The following is a 17,482-nucleotide window of genomic DNA, read 5'->3' as shown; positions in this document are numbered from 1 at the left end:
CGTGACCGAACGGGTCATCGCGGTGGTGGTCACCTACCGTCGCGCGGCACTCCTCGCCCAGTCGTTGGCCGTGCTGACCGCCCAGAGCCGACCGATCGACCACCTCGTGGTCATCGACAACGGTAGCCAGACCGAGGTCGCCGATCTGGTTGCACAGCAGCCGGTCCCGAGCACCTACATCCCCTCGGCCCACAACCTGGGCGGCGCAGGCGGATTCGCCCTCGGGATGCTACACGCCCTTGCCCTCGGCGCCGACTGGGTCTGGTGCGCCGACGACGACGGACGTCCGGAGGGCCCGGAGGTGCTGGCGACGCTGCTGCGGTGTGCGACCGAGGGCGCCTACGACGAGCTGTCGCCGGTGGTCTGCAACATCGACGACCCCGACACCCTTGCGTTCCCATTGCGACGCGGAGTCGTCTGGCGGCGCAAGCGATCCGAGCTGTTCGTCGACAGCAGCGAGACCGAGGAGGTCCTGGACGGGATCGCCTCGCTGATGAACGGCGCGCTGTTCTCCTCGCGTGCGATCGACGCGGTCGGTGTCCCCGACCTGCGGCTGTTCGTGCGCGGCGACGAGGTCGAGATGCACCGGCGGCTGGCCCGTTCGGGGATGCGCTTCGGCACCTGCCTGATCACCGCGTACCTGCATCCGGACGGGACCGCAGAGTTCCATCCCATCCTCGGTGGACGCATGCACACGCAGTACCCCGACGACACGACCAAGCGCTACTTCACCTATCGCAACCGCGGCTACCTGCTGCACCAGCCCGGTCTGCGCAAACTGATCCCGCAGGAGTGGGCGCGGTTCGGGTGGTATTTCCTGATCCACCGCCGCGACGTCGCCGGCTTCCGCGAGTGGGTCCGCCTGCGCGGCGAGGGTCGACGCGAGCACTTCAAGCGTCCGTAGGGATCAGCGGGCGCTGTCGGTGCCGTCGCCGCGCTGGTCGTGCGACGGGTGGTCGATGTCGATGAGGCGTCGGGCCAGTTCGACCAGTTTCGTGTTACTGGTCTGCGAGATCTGCTTGAGCATGGCGAACGCCTGGTCGGCGTCGACCGTGTAGCGCTCCATCAGGATCCCTTTGGCCTGCCCGATGTCGTCCCGCGACGCCAGGGCCTCGTCGAACTGGTGCGACCAGGTCTGGCTGTGCAGCGCGAGAGCGGTGTTCGCCGCGAATACGCTGCCCACCCTCTGCGCCTCGGCGTCGAAAGCATGAACGCTGTCGGCATGAATGTTGAACGCGCTCATGCTGGTCTCGTCGCGGTGCAGCTGGAAAGACAGGCTCGACCGCACCGCTGTCTGGGCGACGACGTCCTCGATGAACCGCGGCCAGCGCTCGTCGGTCGTGTAGTCCTCGATCAGAACAGGATGCTGTTCCCAGGCTGCGTCGAGACACGGACCGATGTCGTGTTTGGTCTGCAGCTCGTCGACTCGCTCGGCCACCGGGTCGGTGGAAGCGATCGTCACGACCTCACCGCGCTCGACCACGGTGATGCTCGCATGACGCGCGTCCGGTATCGCCGCCACCGCGCCCCCGGTGAGCGACAACAGCAGCTTCTCCACGTCGTCGTCCGAGACTTCGGCGTCTTGCAGTTTCGCCACTTGTGCCGCAACAGCTCTGAACAATTCGTTGCCGCGTTCGACCACGGTCCCACACTCCTACATGTCCGGTTACCGTCGCAATTCTATAGCGATCGGGGAGGCCGGGCCGGGCCCTTGGGCCATGTCCGACTCCGCTGGTGACAGACAGTTTCGTTGAAGATACCGATATGTTTTCCATACCGTGCAGCTCATGACAACCTCTGACACCACACCGACGGCGAACTACCGCCCCCAGCCGCCACGCACCCTGCGACACCTTCTCGATCACCAGATGATTGTGCTGATCGCGCTCATCGCCGTCGTGGCGTCGGCTTGCAGCTCGCACCCCGCCGCCCCGCCGGACCCGCATTCGCTGATCGACCGTACGCCCGGACTCGTCCGACCGGCGTCGGTTCACGTCGCCTCGACCGACACCGACCGCGATCGAGCCGTCGTCCATGTCGCACAGCAGCTCTACACGTTCTGGAACACCGGCGACACCGCGCGTCTCGACGCGGCGGTGGGTCCGGAGTTCCGCGACAACACGCTGCCCAGCGGACGGCCACAGGGACCCACGGGGCCGGTCGCCGCGTCCTCGACGTTCCGCGCTGCGATCCCGGACCTGACGTGCGAACTGGCCGACCTGTACGTCACCGGCGACACGTTCACCGCGCGCCTGGTGTTCGCCGGAACCTTCACCGGGACCTACAACGGTGTGCGGGGTGCCGGACAACCGATCCGGTTCGGCGCCATAGACATCCAGCACGTCGGGACCGCGGGAAAGATCGTCGAGGACTGGCACCTCGAGGACAACCTGACGTTCCTGCAACAGGCCGGACTGGTGACAGTCGCCTCCGCACCCGCGCGCAACTAGCGGAGGGCACCCGGCGAACCGTACGTTCGCTGTCATGACAGACGTTGCGGCGTCCCACCCACGCAGACGACTCGGGTTACTCGGATTCGTCGCGATCGTGGCGGTGTACCTGGCGATCATCCAGGTGGGCGGCCTGCTGATACAGCATGCGAGCGGCGAGGACTCGACAACCACCACACGCGGGGTGGTGTTCACGATGGCCGTTCCGCTGGGCGCGGCACTGGTGTTCACCGGCGCCGTCATCGCCGCACTGCGCTGGTGGCGACCGGTCCTGCGCGACGACCGCCCGACGAGTCGATGGGTGTGGGTGGTGCCGGCGGCCTTCGTGGTGGCCATCGTCGTCGGCATCGATTACTCCGCGCTGGCGGAGAAGGACCTCGGCTTCGTCCTGCTGCTCCTGCTCGTCACCCAGTTCGTCGGGTGGGGCGAGGAGGGCATGTTCCGTGGTGTCGGCGTGACCGTCCTCCGGGACCGCGGGCTGACCGAGGGGAAGGTCGCGCTGTGGTCGAGCGTCATCTTCGGTGCGGTGCATCTGTCGAACGCGATCGGTCACGGCGCGAGCGCGATTCCCCAGGCCATCGCGGTGAGTCTGGCCGGCTACTTCTTCTACCTCATCCGACGGGTGTCGCGGGGTAATGCTCTGAACTCGATCATCCACGGACTCTTCGACTTCTCTATCCTGTCCGGGACGTCCATCCTCGTCGACCAGGACACCTACCCGGGTTCGCTGGCACCGATCCTGCTCTATCCCGTCCTCGGCCTCGCGCTGTTCTTCGCCCGTCGACACATCGAGGTGCCGGCCCAGCCGACGCCCTCTCCTCCCGCGACATGAATCGACTCTCGCGACAGGGATCTCCGTCGCGGGAGTCGATCTGAGTCGCGGGAGCGACCTAGACAGCCTCGGCGAATTCCTCGACGGCCAAGCGGTCCGACAGCGCCACGTGAGCCGCCCGCACCCGGGCCACGTAGATCCGGGTGAACAGGATCGGGGCCGCGAAGCAGACCACCGACGCGGCGACCGTCATCCACCCCGCCTGGTTCATCAGGACGACGGTCAGTACCGCTGAGACGGTGAACGCGCCGGCCCAGGCGGCGGTGATCACCACGTTGAGACGCCGGAACGCCGGGGAAGCCGCCACGTCGGACGAAACCTGCCTGCGCGCGATCCCCATGGTGAAGGGCGTGCCGATCGCGATGCTCGCCCAGGCCACCAGTGCCAGCCAGCCGACCGACATCGTGCCGCAGTACGCGGCTACGGCGGCGTGCGGCTCCGCGAACGCGATCGGGGTGAGCACCGCGAAGAAGGCGATCGACCCGATCGCCAGGATCTGGGTGTCCCAGGACGCCCCCGCACGACGGTCGGCAACGAGCATCGCGACGGCCAGCACCGCGGCTCCTGCCGCACCCCACTGCCACCCGAAGTGGGACAGGGTGATGAATCCGATGAACGGGAGAAACCCTCGTAGGTACGACATCTCGATTCCCTTCTCGACGGGGACGTCCTGCGACGACCGATGGTTCAACGGTAGGAATCGCGCGCCGAGATGTCGTGGTCCCACGGGTGGAGTCCGGGTGGAGATGGTCGTCCACCCACCGGCGCGCGGGTACGACGGCGGGGTCAGGCCGGGTCGTCGAAGTCCAGGGATTCCAGTTCGAACCGGCGCACGCTGCCGGGGATGCGCGCGTCGCATGTCGAGAGCAGGGGTTCGGACATGACCACGCGGAGCGAGACCGTGCACCGCGACCCCTGCGCGACGGCCAGACTCACCCGCACGCGGTCACCCGCCTCCTCGACGTCGAGCGTGGTGAACGCCTCGATGCGGTCGTCGCCGGTGGCGTCCCGGAGGTAGTGCTCGGCGGCCTGCACGGCGTGCGAGACGCACGTCCGTCCGCGCAGGAACCGCTCGTGGACCCGGCCGTCGGCGTACCGGGTCAGCAGATCGACGGGGTCGGCGGTGTCGATCCGTCCGTAGCTCAGCCCCTCGGGCAGCACCACCATCGTCGCGGCGAACCGGTCGCCGCCGAGATGTGAACACTCCCAGGTGTTCTCCGGATCGTGGGCGACGAGGGCGGCGGCTGCACCCCGACCGCGCACCGCACAGCACCGGTCGTGTTTGCCGTGCGCACAGACCGCCGTGAGCGGCCCGTCGACCCGTACGCCCGCCGATCCGTCGAGGGGGATGTCGAGGTAGTCCTGCGGTCCGGCCACCTCGCCCTGATAGAGCACCGACCCCTGTGGCCGGGTCTGGGCGATGAACCACCGCCACCGTGGCGTCGCCGAGCGACGACCGGGCCGGCGGATCGCGACGATCCGCATCGACGCGGCTTCGGCACGTCGGACGATGGCCCGCCCGAGGTCGCGATCGAGGATTCGCGGCGACTGCATGAAGGCCGAATGCCCCCACGGCCCTTCCATTTCCAGCAGCAGCCAGGCGAATCCGAGGGATGCCGTCGCGAACAGGGGTTCGTCGCGGGCGAGGGACTGATCGCTACACGGCGGGATCGGCAGAACGGTGGGCCGCTGTGGCGGTGCACCATCGGAGGGCAGGGTCATGAAGTGGTCGGGACCACGATGGCCTCGCGGAGGAGCCGTCGGATCACCACCGCCCCGTCCGCTGCGTCGAGTCCGGGAAGAGTGTCGGCGGTCGCAGCGTGCCCGTCGCGCAGGTGACGGACGGCGGGCGCACAGATCGCCGGGAACTCGACGACGCGATCCGTCAGACGCAGGCGCACGCGGCCGTCGTCCTCGGACACCGAGGTGATCAGTCCGTGTCGCCACCGGACGGGTGTGGTGTCCGCGGCGGCCATCGCCTCCAGGGTCGCCAGCGGGCGCACCGCGGCGGGTCGGGTGCGGCTCGCGAAGGTGCGGGTGAGGTCGTCGGCGACCGCCGAGCCCCATTCCTGTGCGCGGTCACGGATTTGGTCGGCGAAGGCGAGCAGGACCTTGGTCGACTCCGCCTCCAGGGCGTCGTGATCGCCGGGGTCGATGCCGATCGGGAGTGACGCGCGCAGGTCGGCGACCGCGGAGGCCACGCGGTCGATCGCGGCGCGGGCCACGTCGACCCGGGTCAACGCGGGCACCCCGATGGTCAGGTGGATCGCCGTCTCGTCGGCGGTACGTGCGGAGTGCAGCCATCCGCGCGGCAGGTAGAGCGCGTCCCCCGGGTACAGGTCGGTGTCGATCGTGGGTTCCTCGGTGACGCGATCGGTGATCGACGCCCGGAAGTCGGTCCACGGGTGCGTCTCGAGCGGGTTGGTGAAGACCGGTCGGTGCACGGTCCAGTGTTTGCGTCCCGCGATCTGCAGCACGAACACATCGTGCACGTCGTGGTGCGAATCGAATCCCCGGCTGCCCGGCGGGGTGATGTAGGCGTTCGCCTGCACGGGGTGTCCGAGGTCGTCGACGAGATCACGGACGAAGTCGATGACGGGCGGCCACAGCCGATGGAGTCCCTGTAGCACGATAGAGGCGCCGTCGGCGAACTGCGCCAACGCCTTCGCCGAGTCGACCTGATCACCGATCTCGGCGCCCACCCCGGCCGGACCGAGGAACCGGCTGCGATCGATAAGGGACCCGTTCTTGGCCAATCGGATGAACGGCGCGCGTACCCCGCGTTCGGCGAGCAACTCGTCGACGGCATGCGTCGAGAGCAGATCGCCGAAATCGCGGGGCAGCGACGTCGCTCTGCTGAGCAGCGGCGACCGACCCCAGTGTTCGCGCTCGAAGGTCCCGGGGTCGACCGAGATGCAGCGGCTCAGCATCGAATCAACTTCTCAGGCCGAGCCGTCCGCGCCACCGTCGTGTCCGCCGGGGTTCGAGCCGCCGTCGGCAGGACCTTCACCCGCGCCGGCCGAGCCGTCCGCGCCACCGTCGTGTCCATCGGGGTTCGAGCCGCCGTCCGCGGGGCCCTCGCCGCCGGCCGAGCCGTCCGCGCCGCCGTCATGTCCATCGGGATTCGAGCCGCCGTCGGCAGGACCTTCACCCGCGCCGGCCGAGCCGTCCGCTCCGCCGTCGTGTCCGCCGGGGTTCGAACCGCCGTCGGCAGGACCTTCGCCGCCGCCGTTGCTGGTGGTGATGTCGTCATCGTCGAGAGCCATGATGTGCCTTTCGTCGCGTGGTCTGTGCAGAGATCCAACCCCTCTTGTCTACCACCGGCGGGTGGGTCGCCGCGGCCGTTGGGGGCACAGCGATCTCGGTGGCGGCAAGGCTGGTATTGCCGCCCGATTCGCCTCCGGGGACCGTCGATTCGAACAGTGGACAAGGTAGAACGTGTTCTAATCGTGGGACGTAGTCCGAGCGAGGAGACCACCGATGCGATTCACGTTTGCCGAGGCGATGACCGACCCACGGTTCTACCCCGATCTCGCGGTGGCGGCCGAGGAGGCGGGCTACGAGGGCTTCACCATCCCCGACTCCCTGGCCTACCCGGAGGAGTCCGACTCCACCTACCCCTACACCGAGGACGGCAACCGCGAGTTCCTGGACGGCAAGGCGTTCATCGAGACCTTCATCCAGGCCATGGCCATGGGCGCGGTCACGAGCACGATCCGCTTCAACCCGTTCGTGCTGAAGCTGCCGGTTCGCCCGCCGGTACTCGTCGCCAAGCAGGCGATGTCGGTCGCCTACATGACGAACAACCGTCTCGCGCTCGGCGTCGGCACCAGCCCATGGCCGGAGGACTACGACATCATGGGCGTCGACTTCAAGCGCCGCGGCAAGCGGATGAACGAGTGCATGGACATCATCCGGGGGCTGTCCACCGGTGAGTACTTCGAGTTCCACGGCGAGTTCTACGACTTCCAACGGATCAAGATGAGCCCCGCGCCGACCGAGCCGATCCCCCTGCTGGTGGGCGGGCACGCCGACCTCGCGCTCAAGCGCGCGGTGGTCCGCGGTGACGGCTGGATGCACGGTGGTGGCCAACCCGAGGAGCTCGACGCGCTGCTGGCCAAGCTGCACGACATCCGCAAGGGCGAGGGAAAGCTCAACGACCCCTTCGAGATCCACGTCATCTCCTACGACGCCTACACCCCCGACGGCTGTAAGCGCCTGGAGGACAAGGGGATCACCGACGTCATCGTCGGCTTCCGGATCCCCTACATCAACGGCCCCGACACCGAGCCGCTGCAACGCAAGCTCGACAACCTGCGGATGTTCGCCGACAACGTGATCAGCAAGGTCAACGGCTGAGGACCTTCGGCTTCACCTGCGTCCCGAGAAGCTCGATCGCACGGAGCATCGCCGGGTGCGGCAGCTTGGTGTTGGTCATCTGCACGGTCAGCCGGTCGAGGCCGCCGAGGTCGTCGGACACCCGCCCGATCTTGTCGGCGACGGTGTCGGGATCGCCGACGAACAGCGACCCGTGCGGGCCCGTCATGGCGTCGAACTCTGCCCGACCCGGCATGGGGAATCCGCGCTCCCGCGCAACGTTGCCGAACAGGTCCTGCCAGCCGGGGTAGGCGGCCTCCGCAGCGGCGGAGTCGGTGTCGGCGACGAGACCGGGAACGTGGATTCCGACCTTGAGCTCCTCCGGACCGAATCCGGACCGGCGACCCGCGTCGCGGTAGAGCTCGACGAGGGGGAGGAATCGCCGCGGTTCGCCACCGATGATCGCGACCATGAGCGGCAATCCCAGCCGGCCGGCGCGGACGAAGGACTCCGGGCTGCCACCGGCGCCGAGCCACACCGGGATCCGGTCCTGCACCGGCAGGGGGTAGACACCTTGACCGGTCAGAGGCGCGCGGTGACGCCCCGACCAGCTCACCGACGACGGGTCCTCGCGGATCTTCAGCAGCAGGTCGAGCTTGTTGGCGTACAGCGAGTCGTAGTCCTCGAAGTCGAGACCGAACAACGGGAACGCCTCGGTGAACGAACCACGGCCGACGACCATCTCCGCACGCCCGCCGGAGATGAGGTCGATGGTCGCGAACTGCTGGAAGAGCCGGACCGGGTCCTCGGCCGAGAGCACCGACACCGCGCTGGTGAGCCGGATGTCGGTGGTGCGGGCCGCCGCTGCGGCCAGCAGCACCGTCGGTGCCGAGTCGTAGAAGTCGGCGCGGTGGTGCTCGCCGATCCCGTAGATGTCGACGCCGGATCGGTCCGCGAGTTCGACCTCCTCGAGCAGGTCCGCGATGCGGGTCGGGGCATCGATCTCCCGCCCGGTGTCGTATTCGACGACGTACGAGACGAAGTTGTCGATACCGATCTGCATGCTGGTGAGTCCCTTTCGAACGGACCTTGTCGCTACGACCCCATCTTGGGGGTCGCGCGGTCGATGATCGCGGCGGTGTCGACGCCGGTGGGCAACGTCCCGAAGACGCTGCCCCAGTCCCCCGCGAGGCGACTCGCGCAGAAGGCGTCGGCGACCGACGGGTGACCGTAACGCACGAGCAACGATCCTTGCAGCGCGAGCGCCATGTCGCCGACCACCCGACGCGCGCGGTGCTGCATCGTGTCGAAGTCGGAGAACTGGTCCTTCAGCGCGGCCACCGCCGCGTCGAGTCGGGGGTCGGAGTCAGCGGCGCTGTCGAGTTCGTCGAAGAAGATCTGCAGGGTCTCCGGCTGCTTGACCATGGCGCGCAGGGTGTCGAGCGCCGCGACGTTGCCCGAGCCCTCCCACACCGACAGCAGCGGCGCCTCGCGGTACAGCCGCGGCATCCGGGATTCCTCCACGTATCCGTTGCCGCCCAGGCACTCCAGGGCCTCGGCCGCGTGGATCGGACCGCGCTTGCAGACGAAGTACTTGCTGACGGCCAACGAGATCCGTCGCAGTCCGATGGAGCGGTCGTCCCCCGCGGTGGCCCGGTCGGTGAGCGCGGCCAGCCACATCGCGACGGTGCTCGACGCCTCGGCCTCGACGGCGAGATCGGCGAGGACGTTGCGCATCAGCGGTTGGTCGACGAGCGCCGCCCCGAACGCGCTGCGGTGCACCGCGTGGTGGGTGGCCTGGTGGACGCCTGCACGCATGCCCGTCGACGATCCGATGATGCAGTCGAGACGGGTCATGTTGACCATCTCGACGATGGTCGGGACTCCGCGGCCCTCCTCGCCGACCAGCCACGCCGTCGCGTCGTCGTACTCGATCTCGCTGCTGGCGTTGGAGTGGTTGCCGAGCTTGTCCTTGAGGCGCTGCAGGAACATCCGATTACGGGTGCCGTCGGGCAGCACACGCGGGAGGAAGAAACACGACAGGCCGCCGGGGGCCTGCGCCAGGACCAGGAACACGTCCGACATCGGCGCCGAGGTGAACCACTTGTGCCCGGTGATCAGATAGCTGCCGTCGGCCTGCGGGACCGCGCGCGTGGTGCCGGAGCGGACATCGGATCCGCCCTGCTTCTCGGTCATCGACATCCCGGCGATGAGGCCCGGCTTGGTCAGTGGCACGGCGAGCGTCGGGTCGTAGACACGGCTGGACAGCAGCGGTTCGTACTGCGCGGCCAGTTCGGCGTTGTGGCGCAACGCCGGGACCACGGCGTAGGTCATCGAGATTGGGCACTGATGCCCGGCGTCGACCTGCCCCCACACCGACAGCTTGGCGGCTCGGATGAGGTGGGCGTGCGAGTTGTCGTCGGCCCAGGGCGCGGCGTGCAGACCGAGATCGACGGCCTTCGTCATCAACTGGTGATAGGCGGGGTCGTAGACGACCTCGTCGACGCGGTGGCCGTAGCGGTCGTGGGTGTGCAGGACGGGCGGGTGTTCCTCGGCGAGGTCGCCGAGGCGCTGCGCGTCGGCGCTTCCCGCCGCGCGGCCCACCTCGTGGATGGTCTCCAGCGCGTCGTCGGCACCCTCGCGACTCAGGGCCTCGAGGATCGGGGCGTACTCAGCCGCATCGTAATCCTGCAGCGGCGGAACCTGATTGAAGACCTCGTGGGTGGTGTGCATCGGAACTCCCTAGTGATCGGAGGGTGAAGGTGGTGATGGACGGGATGACGGACGGGTCGGCGACGCCGCGCGCCAGGGGCAGGACCAACGACTCGCCGATGGCGCCGACGATGCAGGCCGCGGTGAAGGCGCTGTCCTGCGGCGGGATCTCGTCGGCATCGACCGCGGCGTCGATGGCGATGGCGATCGCGTCGCGGAAGGCCTCCCGGAATCGGAGCCGTTCGGTGTCGACCTGGGGATCGACCGGTTCGGCGAGCAGGGCGTAGGCGAGGGTCGGTGCGCGCAGAGCCCGCTCGGCGAAGGTGCACACCGACGCGGTGACCGCCTCGACCCAGCGGCCGTCTCGGTCCCGGGCCCGCGCCCCCGCGTCGGCCATGGCGTCGACCTCGTGGGTGCAGACGATGCGGAACACCTCGGTGAACAGCTCACCCTTGTTCGCGAAGTGTCGGTAGACGGTGCCGGTACCCACCCCGGCGGCCGTGGCCACCGCGTTGATCGAGCAACCCGCGTACCCGTGCTCGGCCACCTGGGCGATCGCGGCGTCGACGAGCCGCGACCTGAGATCGTCGAGTCGTTGTTGAACCGCTGGAGTGCGGCGATACGCCATGTCAAGCAGTGAACACCGGTTCCGTTCTTACGTCAACGGTCGGAGCGAGTCAGGAGGCCTGCGCGGTGAGGGGGAGGTCGGTGACCACGGCGGCGGCGACCCGGTCGATGTCGGATCGGCTCAGTTCTCGGTCCCCGGCGTAGATGAACCGGTCGGGGCGCACCAATACGGCGTGGACGCGGCCGTGGCGTAGTTGGCGTTCGAGCATGCGCTCGGTGTCGACGTGGCGTCCGGCGGCGACGTTGTGGTCGGCGATGGCGGAGGCGTAATCGAGTTTGATCTCCGCGACCCCGGCGTTGGCCAACGCCTGCGGGATGGGTGACTCGGGGAACCCGACCCACGCCCAGCGGTTGTCGAGCACGGTGTCGAGACGAACCGGGGTGTGGTTCGCTCCCGAGACCCAGGGCTGCTTGATGAAGTCGCCCCGCAGGCTCCGGCGACGACCCCGCCGGGTGTCGGCGAAGAACCCCCCGGCGGTTCCCAGCCGGTAGAGCGGCTTGGGCCCGATTCCGGTCAGCCAGTTGCCCAGCAGGGGGATCTTTGTTGCCGCCATGAAGACCGCGTCACGCAGATGCGAGGCAACCCGGCTTCCCAACATGACCGCCCCGCCGATGGTGAGGCTGAACCTCGTGAGCTGCTCGACGTTGGGGCGTCGTTCTGGTTCGTAGGAATCCAGCAGATCCTCGCCGGCCCGGGCGTTGAGGACGGCGTCGATCTTCCAGCAGAGGTTCGCGACGTCGCGGACGCCGGACGAGACCCCCTGCCCGGCGAACGGCGGCATGATGTGGGCGGCGTCGCCGGCGAGGAACACCCGGCGGTCGCGCCACCGTTCGGCCTGACGGATGTGGAAGGTGTAGCCCCAGCTGCGGAAGATCTCGACATTGTCGTAGTCGATACCGCGTTCGGCGAGCAGGCCGCGCAGTCCGGCCTCGGTCTGCAGCTGCTCGACGGTCTCGCCCTTGTTGACCCGGTACTCGACACGGTGGTAGCCCATGGGACACGGACAATCGACGCCCGGACGTGCCGGGTCGGAGATGAACGTGAAGTCGAGGGGTGCGTTGGTGGGCAGGTCGTACCAGGCACGCAACTGGATGTCGAACCACTGCTCTTCGATGTGCCTGCCCGGCAGTCCGATTCCGGACAGTTTGCGAATCGAGCTGGAACCGCCGTCGCAGGCGATGACGTAACGGCCGGTCACGGTCTGCTCCGGTTCGCCGTTGATCGGACGCAGGGTCACCGTCACCGAGTCCTCGTCCTGGGTGAGGCCCACTGCCTCCATCCCGACGACGGTGTCGACCATCGGGAAGCGGCGGATGCCCTGGCGCAGCACCCGTTCGAGCTCGGGCTGGTGGTAGAACGCGGTACCCGGCACTCCCTGGCCGCGACTCTCGTTGCCCTGCATGGACATGAAGGTGCGGTTGCCGTGTTTGAAGTGCACCCGGATGTCGGACGACATGGTCGCGAGCATCTCGTCGAACAAGCCGAGGTTCTGCCAGACCCGGTGTGCGTCCTCGTCGGAGGCGATCGCCCGCTGCCGGGGGTAGATGGTGTCGTCGCGTTCCACGACGAGGGTGGAGATCCCGCGTTGGCCGAGCAGGTTCGCCGCGGTGGCGCCGGTGGGTCCGAGTCCGACGATGATCACATCGACCTCCCGGTTGGGGGCGGCGGCGGCGGCGCCGGTGTGGCCGGTGGTCATGTGAACCTCGCTCGGAAGGAGTCGAACCCCTGCAGGCAGTTGTTCGACAGTGGGACCGGATCGCTGACCTCGATGGTCGAGACCCGGGTGATCAGCACCTGCAGCAGTGTCTGCATCTCCAGTTTGGACAACTGCATCCCGACGCAGGTGTGCATCCCGTGTCCCCATCCGAGGTTGCTGCCACGGCGGTGCAGCGAGAACGACTCCGGATCGTCGAAATGCCGTTCGTCCATGTTCGCTGCGGCGTAGAGCATCACGACCCGCTCACCGGCGTGCAGGCGCACGTCGCCTATGTCGGTGTCGTGGGCGACTGTTCGGGTGAAACCGCGGATGGGCGAGGACAGGCGTACCGCCTCGACCACCGCGGTGGGGATGAGGTCGGGCTCGGCCCGGAGTTGTGCGTAGAGCTGCGGGTTCTGTCCCAGACTCCACAACAGCTGCCCGGTCGCGAGGATGGTGGTGTCGAGGCTGGGGGCCACGAAGTCGATCACCATCGTGCGTGCTTCGGACTTGGTGAGCTCGCCGCGGTCGGCGGCGTCGAAGACGCTGGCGGCCCATCCGTCCGGCGTGACGCGAGATCGGCGCAGCCGCGTCGTGTACAGGAACAGCCCCAGTGCGGTCGGGGTCGCGTCCAGGGTGCGGCGGTTGACCGGACCGAGGATGTCGAATGTGCCGGCGCCCCAGGTCAACAATTGCTGTGGACCCACACGCACCCCGACGAGGTCGGCCACCGCGGCGACGGGAAGACGCGATGCGAAATCGGCGATGCCGTCGAATGATTCGCGCTGCAGAAGTCGATCGACGGTGGCCTCGGCCTCGTCGCGCAGGACGGGCAGCGACGGGCGGATCGCCCGGGACATCAGCGATTCCATGAGGATTCGGCGTCGCGTCGAATGCCGTTCGTCGTCGCTGTTGAGCACGGTCTTGCGGCCGAGCAGGTTGGCGACGGGGTTTGCGGCTACCCCGCGGCCGCTGCGGAAGGTCACATCGTCACGGAGCGCGGCGCGCACGTCGTCGAAACGCCCCATCGCCCACACCTTGTGCTCGGGCAACCAGACCACCGGCCCGGCGTCACGTATCCGCCGGTACACCGGTTGCGGGTCGATCAGCGCCGACGGCCCGTACAGGTCGACGTCGACGACGGGTGCGTTGCGTCGTGCCGCTCGACGCGGGCGTGTGATCAGGGAGGTCATCGGGCCACCTGGTGTGTTCCGGGCATGGTTCGGGCGTGCAGCATCGAGACGAGGCCTGCGACGTCGGCGGCGGTGTGGGCGGTCGCGCGCACCACGCGATCGGGACGGACGAGGACGGCGTGCGCCCGGTGCCTGCGCATCAGGGCCGCCGGCGTGGGGTTCCCCGACGGCACACAGCGCAACGCATCGGCATCGACGTGATGCAGACCGGCCTCGACGACCCGAGCGGCCGTGGACGGATCGAGGGGGCCCCGGGTCACCAGGGTGTAGCCGGAGCCGGTCACGTCGTCGAGGCGGCGGGCACCGTCGTCGGTGCGTACCCACGGTTGCGGGAAGATGCTGCCGTTCAACCGGTTGCGCAGACCGCGGCGTTCGACGAGCGGGCCGCGCCCCAGGGGCGGGGTGCCCTCGGGCAGCGCGTTGCCGATCCCGGGTATGTGGCACGCGGCCGCGACCACCGCCCGTCGTACCGATGCGAGAGCGTCCTGACCACCGGTCAGGGCCCATCCGACGGCCAGGGCCATCAAGACGATTCGGGTGGCGTTCGGTCTGCGCTCGGATTCGTAGGTGTCGAGGATCGTCTCGGACGCATCGCCGTCGAGGACGTCGGCGAGCTTCCAGCTGAGATTCATCGCATCGCGGAGTCCGGACCCGAGGCCCTGTCCCACGAACGGAGGGGTCTGGTGCGCCGCATCGCCGGCGAGAAAGACACGGTCCACGCGCCACGTGCGGGCCACCCGCGCGCGGAAGGTGTAGAACGCCTGCCGCATCACCTCGGATTCCTCGAGCTCGGCAGGTGTCATCCACGGCGTCAACAGTTCTCGCAGCTTCTCGGGCGAGCGAAGCGACTCCAGATCCTCCCCGTCGAAGACGCGGAACTCCCACCGGTACCGGTTGCCGGTCACCGGCATGAACGTGGCGGCGCGGGCGGGATCGCAGATCTGGTGGACTCCGTCCCACACGTCGAGCGGTGTCGGGGTGCGGACGTCGATGACCAACCATTGCTCGTCGAAGTCGAAGTCGCGCATGGTGATGCCGAGCTGTTCGCGGACGAAACTGTTCGCGCCGTCGCACCCGATCACCGCAGCGGCGTCTATCGTCTCGGTCTGCTCGTCGGCGTTCCGGAAGCAGACCGTGGGCCGACGCCCGGCGGCGATCTCGGTGACCTCGCAGCCGCGTCGCAGATCGATCAAGTCCTCCGTCGCTGCGTGGGCCAACAGGATCCGTTCGAGGTCGGGCTGGTCGAACATGCTGTCCGGCGGGTAGCCGTTGCGTCCGTCGGCGGTGTTGCGTGCGAACTCCGTCATCACGCGTCGGCGGCCGTTGATCAGCCGCATGCCGGGCATGGGGCGGGTGTCGGACGCGAACTCGTCGGCGACACCGACCGCCTGGAGGATGCGGAACACCTCGTCGTCGAGATGCACCGCACGGGGCAACGCGTAGACCTCGCGATGACGTTCGAGCACCACGCTGGGCAGCCCGCGCTTCGCCAGCAACAGGGCGCACGCGACACCGACCGGCCCCGCGCCCACGATCACGACGGGGTCGCGCGGAGAGGTCACGCGTATCTCACGTGGCAGCGTTGACGTCCCAGCTCGATGGCCCCGTCGTCGGTCGCGATACGCACCTCGACGACATCGCCGTCGGCGAGGTACTTCGGGTTCGACGCCTGGCGTTTGAAGAACTGCTTCCACTTCACATGCGGCGGGATGAGCGCCCCGATCATCTCGATCGGCTTCGGCGGCGCGGACAGGGCGGTGCCGCCGGGTGTGCCGGTCAACATCAGGTCACCGGCGTCGAGTCGCTGGAACCCCGTCAGCACGCTCAACGCGCTGACCGGGTCGATGATCATGTCGCCGCCGACGCGGCCGTTCTGACGGCGCTCGCCGTTGACCCACAGCTGCAGTCGCAGCTGGTCGAATCGACGCCATTCCTCGTGACTGAGCAGGACCAGCGCGGGACCGACCGGGGTGAAGGTCGGGTACGACTTCGACTCGTAGAACTGGGTTTTCGGCAGTTGGATGTCGCGGGCGCTGACGTCGTTGGTGACGACGACGCCCGCGAAGAACTCGCCGAGGGTGTCGGCGGTGACGGTGGTCCCCACCTCGAGCGACCTCGCCGCGACCAGTCCGATCTCGACCTCGTAGTCGAGGAGCTTCACGTGCGCCGGCTTCACGATCTCGTCGAACGGACCCGTGATCGACCCCGACGACTTGCGGAAGAAGGTCGCCGACACCCGGTCGGGATCGATGCCCGAATCCTGTGCGTGGCTGCGGTAGTTGACCATCTGCGCGACGACGCGGCACGGTGCGGTGACCGGCGAGAGCAGGTCCAGGTCGGCCACCGGGGTAGCACCGTCGTCGCCACCGGTCGCCGCGTCATCGATGGCGGCGCGGTCGGCGAGCAATTCACCTGTGGTGGTCGCGTCGGTGCGGATCGGGTGGGCGGTCTCCGAACGCTGGACCCACCAGCCGGTGGCGGTACGGAGGACGGTCGTGGTCATGAGCGGGCAACTTTCAGTAGACCGAGCAGTCGGTGGACGTCGAACTCGTTGTCGTTCTTCAGACCCGATAGGAAGCCTTTGAGGAGCTCGGGATCGGGGTTGGCGCCGAGGAAGTCCCGGGTGACCGGCGGCCCCCATTGGGCGAGACCGCTGGCGGTGAACGGCGCCCATCCCGCCTCGACCGTGCTGTCGAACATGTCGCCGTCGGCGAAGTGCTCGACCATGAACTTGTCGAGGTCGCGCCAGTAGTCGAACAGCTGACTGCCCTGGATGTGGCGGCCGATCCCCCAGGCGTGGTGGTACCCGCGGTCGGCGAGGTAGGCGCCCCCGGCGGCGACTGCGTCGAGGTCGGCCACCTGATAGGCGCTGTGGACGTACCGCGACATCGGCCCCAGCGTCATCGCCAGGGTGTGATGGTCGGCCATCTCGCTGCCGCGATCGCACCGGATGAAGGCCATGGCAGGACCACGGCTGCGTTGTCCGGGAAAGAAGAGGAAGTCGCTGACGATCATGCCGAGCATCTCCTGATACCAGGCCAGGTTCTCGCGAAACCGCGGCGTCTCGATCACCACGTGACCCAGACGCTGAACGCGGGCGGGCTCGCGCGGCGGCCGCTGGATCGCGTTGAATCGCTCGACCTTACCGCCGAAGTTGTACGTCAGCGGGTGCTGATCGGGCAGCGACGGTAGGTCGGTGAGGCCGGCGACGACCCGCACCGACATCCCCGACGGGTCGGTGAGGTCGATGGCGGATCCGCCGAGGTCGCCGAGCGGGTACACGCGTCGACCGGTCTCCCGCGACAACCGCAGGAGGTCGTCATGACCCGCCGCACGGAACGCCGGACCGACGAAACGCGACCGGTGCGAGCGGCGGATCAGGATGCAGGGTGCACCCGACCACGTGCCACGGAGTGACAGCTCGTCGGCGGTGCGCGAGACGGTGGTGAAACCGAAATCGTGGGCGAACCGTTCGGCCTGCGCGATGTTCTGCTTCTCGAACTCCAACCACGCGATGTCGACGATCTTGATGACCGGCTGCGCGGCGCGGTCGTCCGGATCGCCGGGGTGGGCGCCGAACTCGCTGTGGAGATCGGCGTGCGCGGTGTCCGCTGGGGTTGTCATCGGTGACCTCCTGTCTTCTGAACAAATCGT

General features: G+C 68.3%; 16 protein-coding genes and 1 pseudogene. 4 read left to right on the top strand and 13 right to left on the bottom strand.

The annotated features are described in order from the left end of the window. Position 1: 1 nt before the first annotated feature. The gene (gene glfT1 / locus IEV93_RS06745) at positions 2-904 is read left to right on the top strand and encodes a galactofuranosyltransferase GlfT1 (protein ID WP_188488114.1); all 903 of its coding nucleotides are present in this window, start codon (positions 2-4) and stop codon (positions 902-904) included. A gap of 3 nt (positions 905-907) precedes the next feature. On the opposite strand, the gene IEV93_RS06740 is transcribed toward glfT1, so the two are convergent. Beyond that, positions 908-1,642, bottom strand: coding sequence for a GAF and ANTAR domain-containing protein (locus tag IEV93_RS06740; RefSeq protein ID WP_188488112.1), 735 nt, complete (start codon positions 1,640-1,642; stop codon positions 908-910). 145 nt (positions 1,643-1,787) lie between these two features. On the opposite strand from IEV93_RS06740, the gene IEV93_RS06735 reads away from it, so the two are divergent. Further along, on the top strand, positions 1,788-2,450 hold the full coding sequence (locus IEV93_RS06735; RefSeq protein ID WP_229704935.1) for an ester cyclase: 663 nt from the start codon (positions 1,788-1,790) through the stop codon (positions 2,448-2,450). Between the two features lie 34 nt (positions 2,451-2,484). Further along, positions 2,485-3,282, top strand: coding sequence for a CPBP family intramembrane glutamic endopeptidase (locus IEV93_RS06730; RefSeq protein WP_188488110.1), 798 nt, complete (start codon positions 2,485-2,487; stop codon positions 3,280-3,282). 58 nt (positions 3,283-3,340) lie between these two features. Here IEV93_RS06730 and IEV93_RS06725 read toward each other — a convergent pair whose 3' ends face one another. The 4 genes and pseudogenes from IEV93_RS06725 to IEV93_RS06710 all read right to left on the bottom strand — a co-directional run. Beyond that, a complete protein-coding gene (locus IEV93_RS06725; RefSeq protein ID WP_188488108.1) occupies positions 3,341-3,925 on the bottom strand; it encodes a hypothetical protein in 585 nt (194 codons plus the stop codon). A gap of 143 nt (positions 3,926-4,068) precedes the next feature. Next, complete coding sequence (locus IEV93_RS06720) at positions 4,069-5,004, bottom strand: ferredoxin family protein (RefSeq protein ID WP_188488105.1); 936 nt, start codon at positions 5,002-5,004, stop codon at positions 4,069-4,071. Further along, entirely contained in the window at positions 5,001-6,212 is a 1,212-nt protein-coding gene (locus IEV93_RS06715) for a cupin domain-containing protein (RefSeq protein ID WP_188488103.1), read from the bottom strand. Before IEV93_RS06715 ends, IEV93_RS06720 begins: the two co-directional genes overlap by 4 nt. Positions 6,213-6,299: 87 nt before the next feature. After that, positions 6,300-6,548, bottom strand: a pseudogene (locus tag IEV93_RS06710) (BatC protein); the annotation flags it as partial. Between the two features lie 214 nt (positions 6,549-6,762). Between IEV93_RS06710 and IEV93_RS06705 the strand changes: the two are divergent. Next, a complete protein-coding gene (locus IEV93_RS06705; RefSeq protein WP_188488099.1) occupies positions 6,763-7,641 on the top strand; it encodes an LLM class flavin-dependent oxidoreductase in 879 nt (292 codons plus the stop codon). Here the strand turns inward: IEV93_RS06705 and IEV93_RS06700 are convergent. The 8 genes from IEV93_RS06700 to IEV93_RS06665 are packed head-to-tail and all read right to left on the bottom strand — an operon-like array spanning position 7,631 to position 17,452. Further along, complete coding sequence (locus IEV93_RS06700) at positions 7,631-8,662, bottom strand: LLM class flavin-dependent oxidoreductase (protein WP_188488097.1); 1,032 nt, start codon at positions 8,660-8,662, stop codon at positions 7,631-7,633. The two genes, IEV93_RS06705 and IEV93_RS06700, sit on opposite strands and share 11 nt — an antisense overlap. 32 nt (positions 8,663-8,694) lie before the next feature. After that, positions 8,695-10,332 (bottom strand): acyl-CoA dehydrogenase family protein, encoded by a 1,638-nt coding sequence (locus IEV93_RS06695; protein WP_188488095.1) that lies wholly within the window; start codon positions 10,330-10,332, stop codon positions 8,695-8,697. After that, complete coding sequence (locus IEV93_RS06690; RefSeq protein ID WP_188488093.1) at positions 10,271-10,939, bottom strand: TetR/AcrR family transcriptional regulator; 669 nt, start codon at positions 10,937-10,939, stop codon at positions 10,271-10,273. Before IEV93_RS06690 ends, IEV93_RS06695 begins: the two co-directional genes overlap by 62 nt. 49 nt (positions 10,940-10,988) lie before the next feature. Then, the gene (locus tag IEV93_RS06685; protein ID WP_188488091.1) at positions 10,989-12,635 is read right to left on the bottom strand and encodes an FAD-dependent monooxygenase; all 1,647 of its coding nucleotides are present in this window, start codon (positions 12,633-12,635) and stop codon (positions 10,989-10,991) included. Then, a complete protein-coding gene (locus IEV93_RS06680; protein WP_188488089.1) occupies positions 12,632-13,828 on the bottom strand; it encodes a cytochrome P450 in 1,197 nt (398 codons plus the stop codon). Before IEV93_RS06680 ends, IEV93_RS06685 begins: the two co-directional genes overlap by 4 nt. After that, positions 13,825-15,390: a bifunctional 3-(3-hydroxy-phenyl)propionate/3-hydroxycinnamic acid hydroxylase MhpA gene (mhpA, locus tag IEV93_RS06675; RefSeq protein WP_188488087.1), complete on the bottom strand. Its 1,566-nt coding sequence runs from the start codon at positions 15,388-15,390 to the stop codon at positions 13,825-13,827. The genes IEV93_RS06680 and mhpA overlap by 4 nt, the downstream gene beginning before the upstream one ends. Then, positions 15,387-16,331, bottom strand: coding sequence for a fumarylacetoacetate hydrolase family protein (locus IEV93_RS06670; RefSeq protein WP_188488085.1), 945 nt, complete (start codon positions 16,329-16,331; stop codon positions 15,387-15,389). The genes mhpA and IEV93_RS06670 overlap by 4 nt, the downstream gene beginning before the upstream one ends. Beyond that, positions 16,328-17,452 carry a VOC family protein gene (locus tag IEV93_RS06665; protein ID WP_188488083.1) on the bottom strand — a complete coding sequence of 375 codons (1,125 nt, stop codon included), beginning with the start codon at positions 17,450-17,452 and terminating at the stop codon, positions 16,328-16,330. The genes IEV93_RS06670 and IEV93_RS06665 overlap by 4 nt, the downstream gene beginning before the upstream one ends. Positions 17,453-17,482: the final 30 nt, after the last annotated feature.

The sequence above is a fragment of the Williamsia phyllosphaerae genome, from assembly GCF_014635305.1.
Lineage (GTDB): Bacteria > Actinomycetota > Actinomycetes > Mycobacteriales > Mycobacteriaceae > Williamsia_A > Williamsia_A phyllosphaerae.
The sequence above is the reverse complement of the archived record's forward strand: the minus strand, read 5'-3'. Positions and strand labels throughout refer to the sequence as shown.

What these genes read in the sequence shown, in the direction of transcription:
- IEV93_RS06735 (WP_229704935.1), top strand. Translation starts at nt 1,788, where the DNA reads ATGACAACCTCTGACACCACACCGACGGCGAACTACCGCCCCCAGCCG.
- IEV93_RS06730 (WP_188488110.1), top strand. Translation starts at nt 2,485, where the DNA reads ATGACAGACGTTGCGGCGTCCCACCCACGCAGACGACTCGGGTTACTC.
- IEV93_RS06725 (WP_188488108.1), bottom strand. Translation starts at nt 3,925, where the DNA reads ATGTCGTACCTACGAGGGTTTCTCCCGTTCATCGGATTCATCACCCTG.
- IEV93_RS06720 (WP_188488105.1), bottom strand. Translation starts at nt 5,004, where the DNA reads ATGACCCTGCCCTCCGATGGTGCACCGCCACAGCGGCCCACCGTTCTG.
- IEV93_RS06715 (WP_188488103.1), bottom strand. Translation starts at nt 6,212, where the DNA reads ATGCTGAGCCGCTGCATCTCGGTCGACCCCGGGACCTTCGAGCGCGAA.
- IEV93_RS06705 (WP_188488099.1), top strand. Translation starts at nt 6,763, where the DNA reads ATGCGATTCACGTTTGCCGAGGCGATGACCGACCCACGGTTCTACCCC.
- IEV93_RS06700 (WP_188488097.1), bottom strand. Translation starts at nt 8,662, where the DNA reads ATGCAGATCGGTATCGACAACTTCGTCTCGTACGTCGTCGAATACGAC.
- IEV93_RS06695 (WP_188488095.1), bottom strand. Translation starts at nt 10,332, where the DNA reads ATGCACACCACCCACGAGGTCTTCAATCAGGTTCCGCCGCTGCAGGAT.
- IEV93_RS06690 (WP_188488093.1), bottom strand. Translation starts at nt 10,939, where the DNA reads ATGGCGTATCGCCGCACTCCAGCGGTTCAACAACGACTCGACGATCTC.
- IEV93_RS06685 (WP_188488091.1), bottom strand. Translation starts at nt 12,635, where the DNA reads ATGACCACCGGCCACACCGGCGCCGCCGCCGCCGCCCCCAACCGGGAG.
- IEV93_RS06680 (WP_188488089.1), bottom strand. Translation starts at nt 13,828, where the DNA reads ATGACCTCCCTGATCACACGCCCGCGTCGAGCGGCACGACGCAACGCA.
- IEV93_RS06670 (WP_188488085.1), bottom strand. Translation starts at nt 16,331, where the DNA reads ATGACCACGACCGTCCTCCGTACCGCCACCGGCTGGTGGGTCCAGCGT.
- IEV93_RS06665 (WP_188488083.1), bottom strand. Translation starts at nt 17,452, where the DNA reads ATGACAACCCCAGCGGACACCGCGCACGCCGATCTCCACAGCGAGTTC.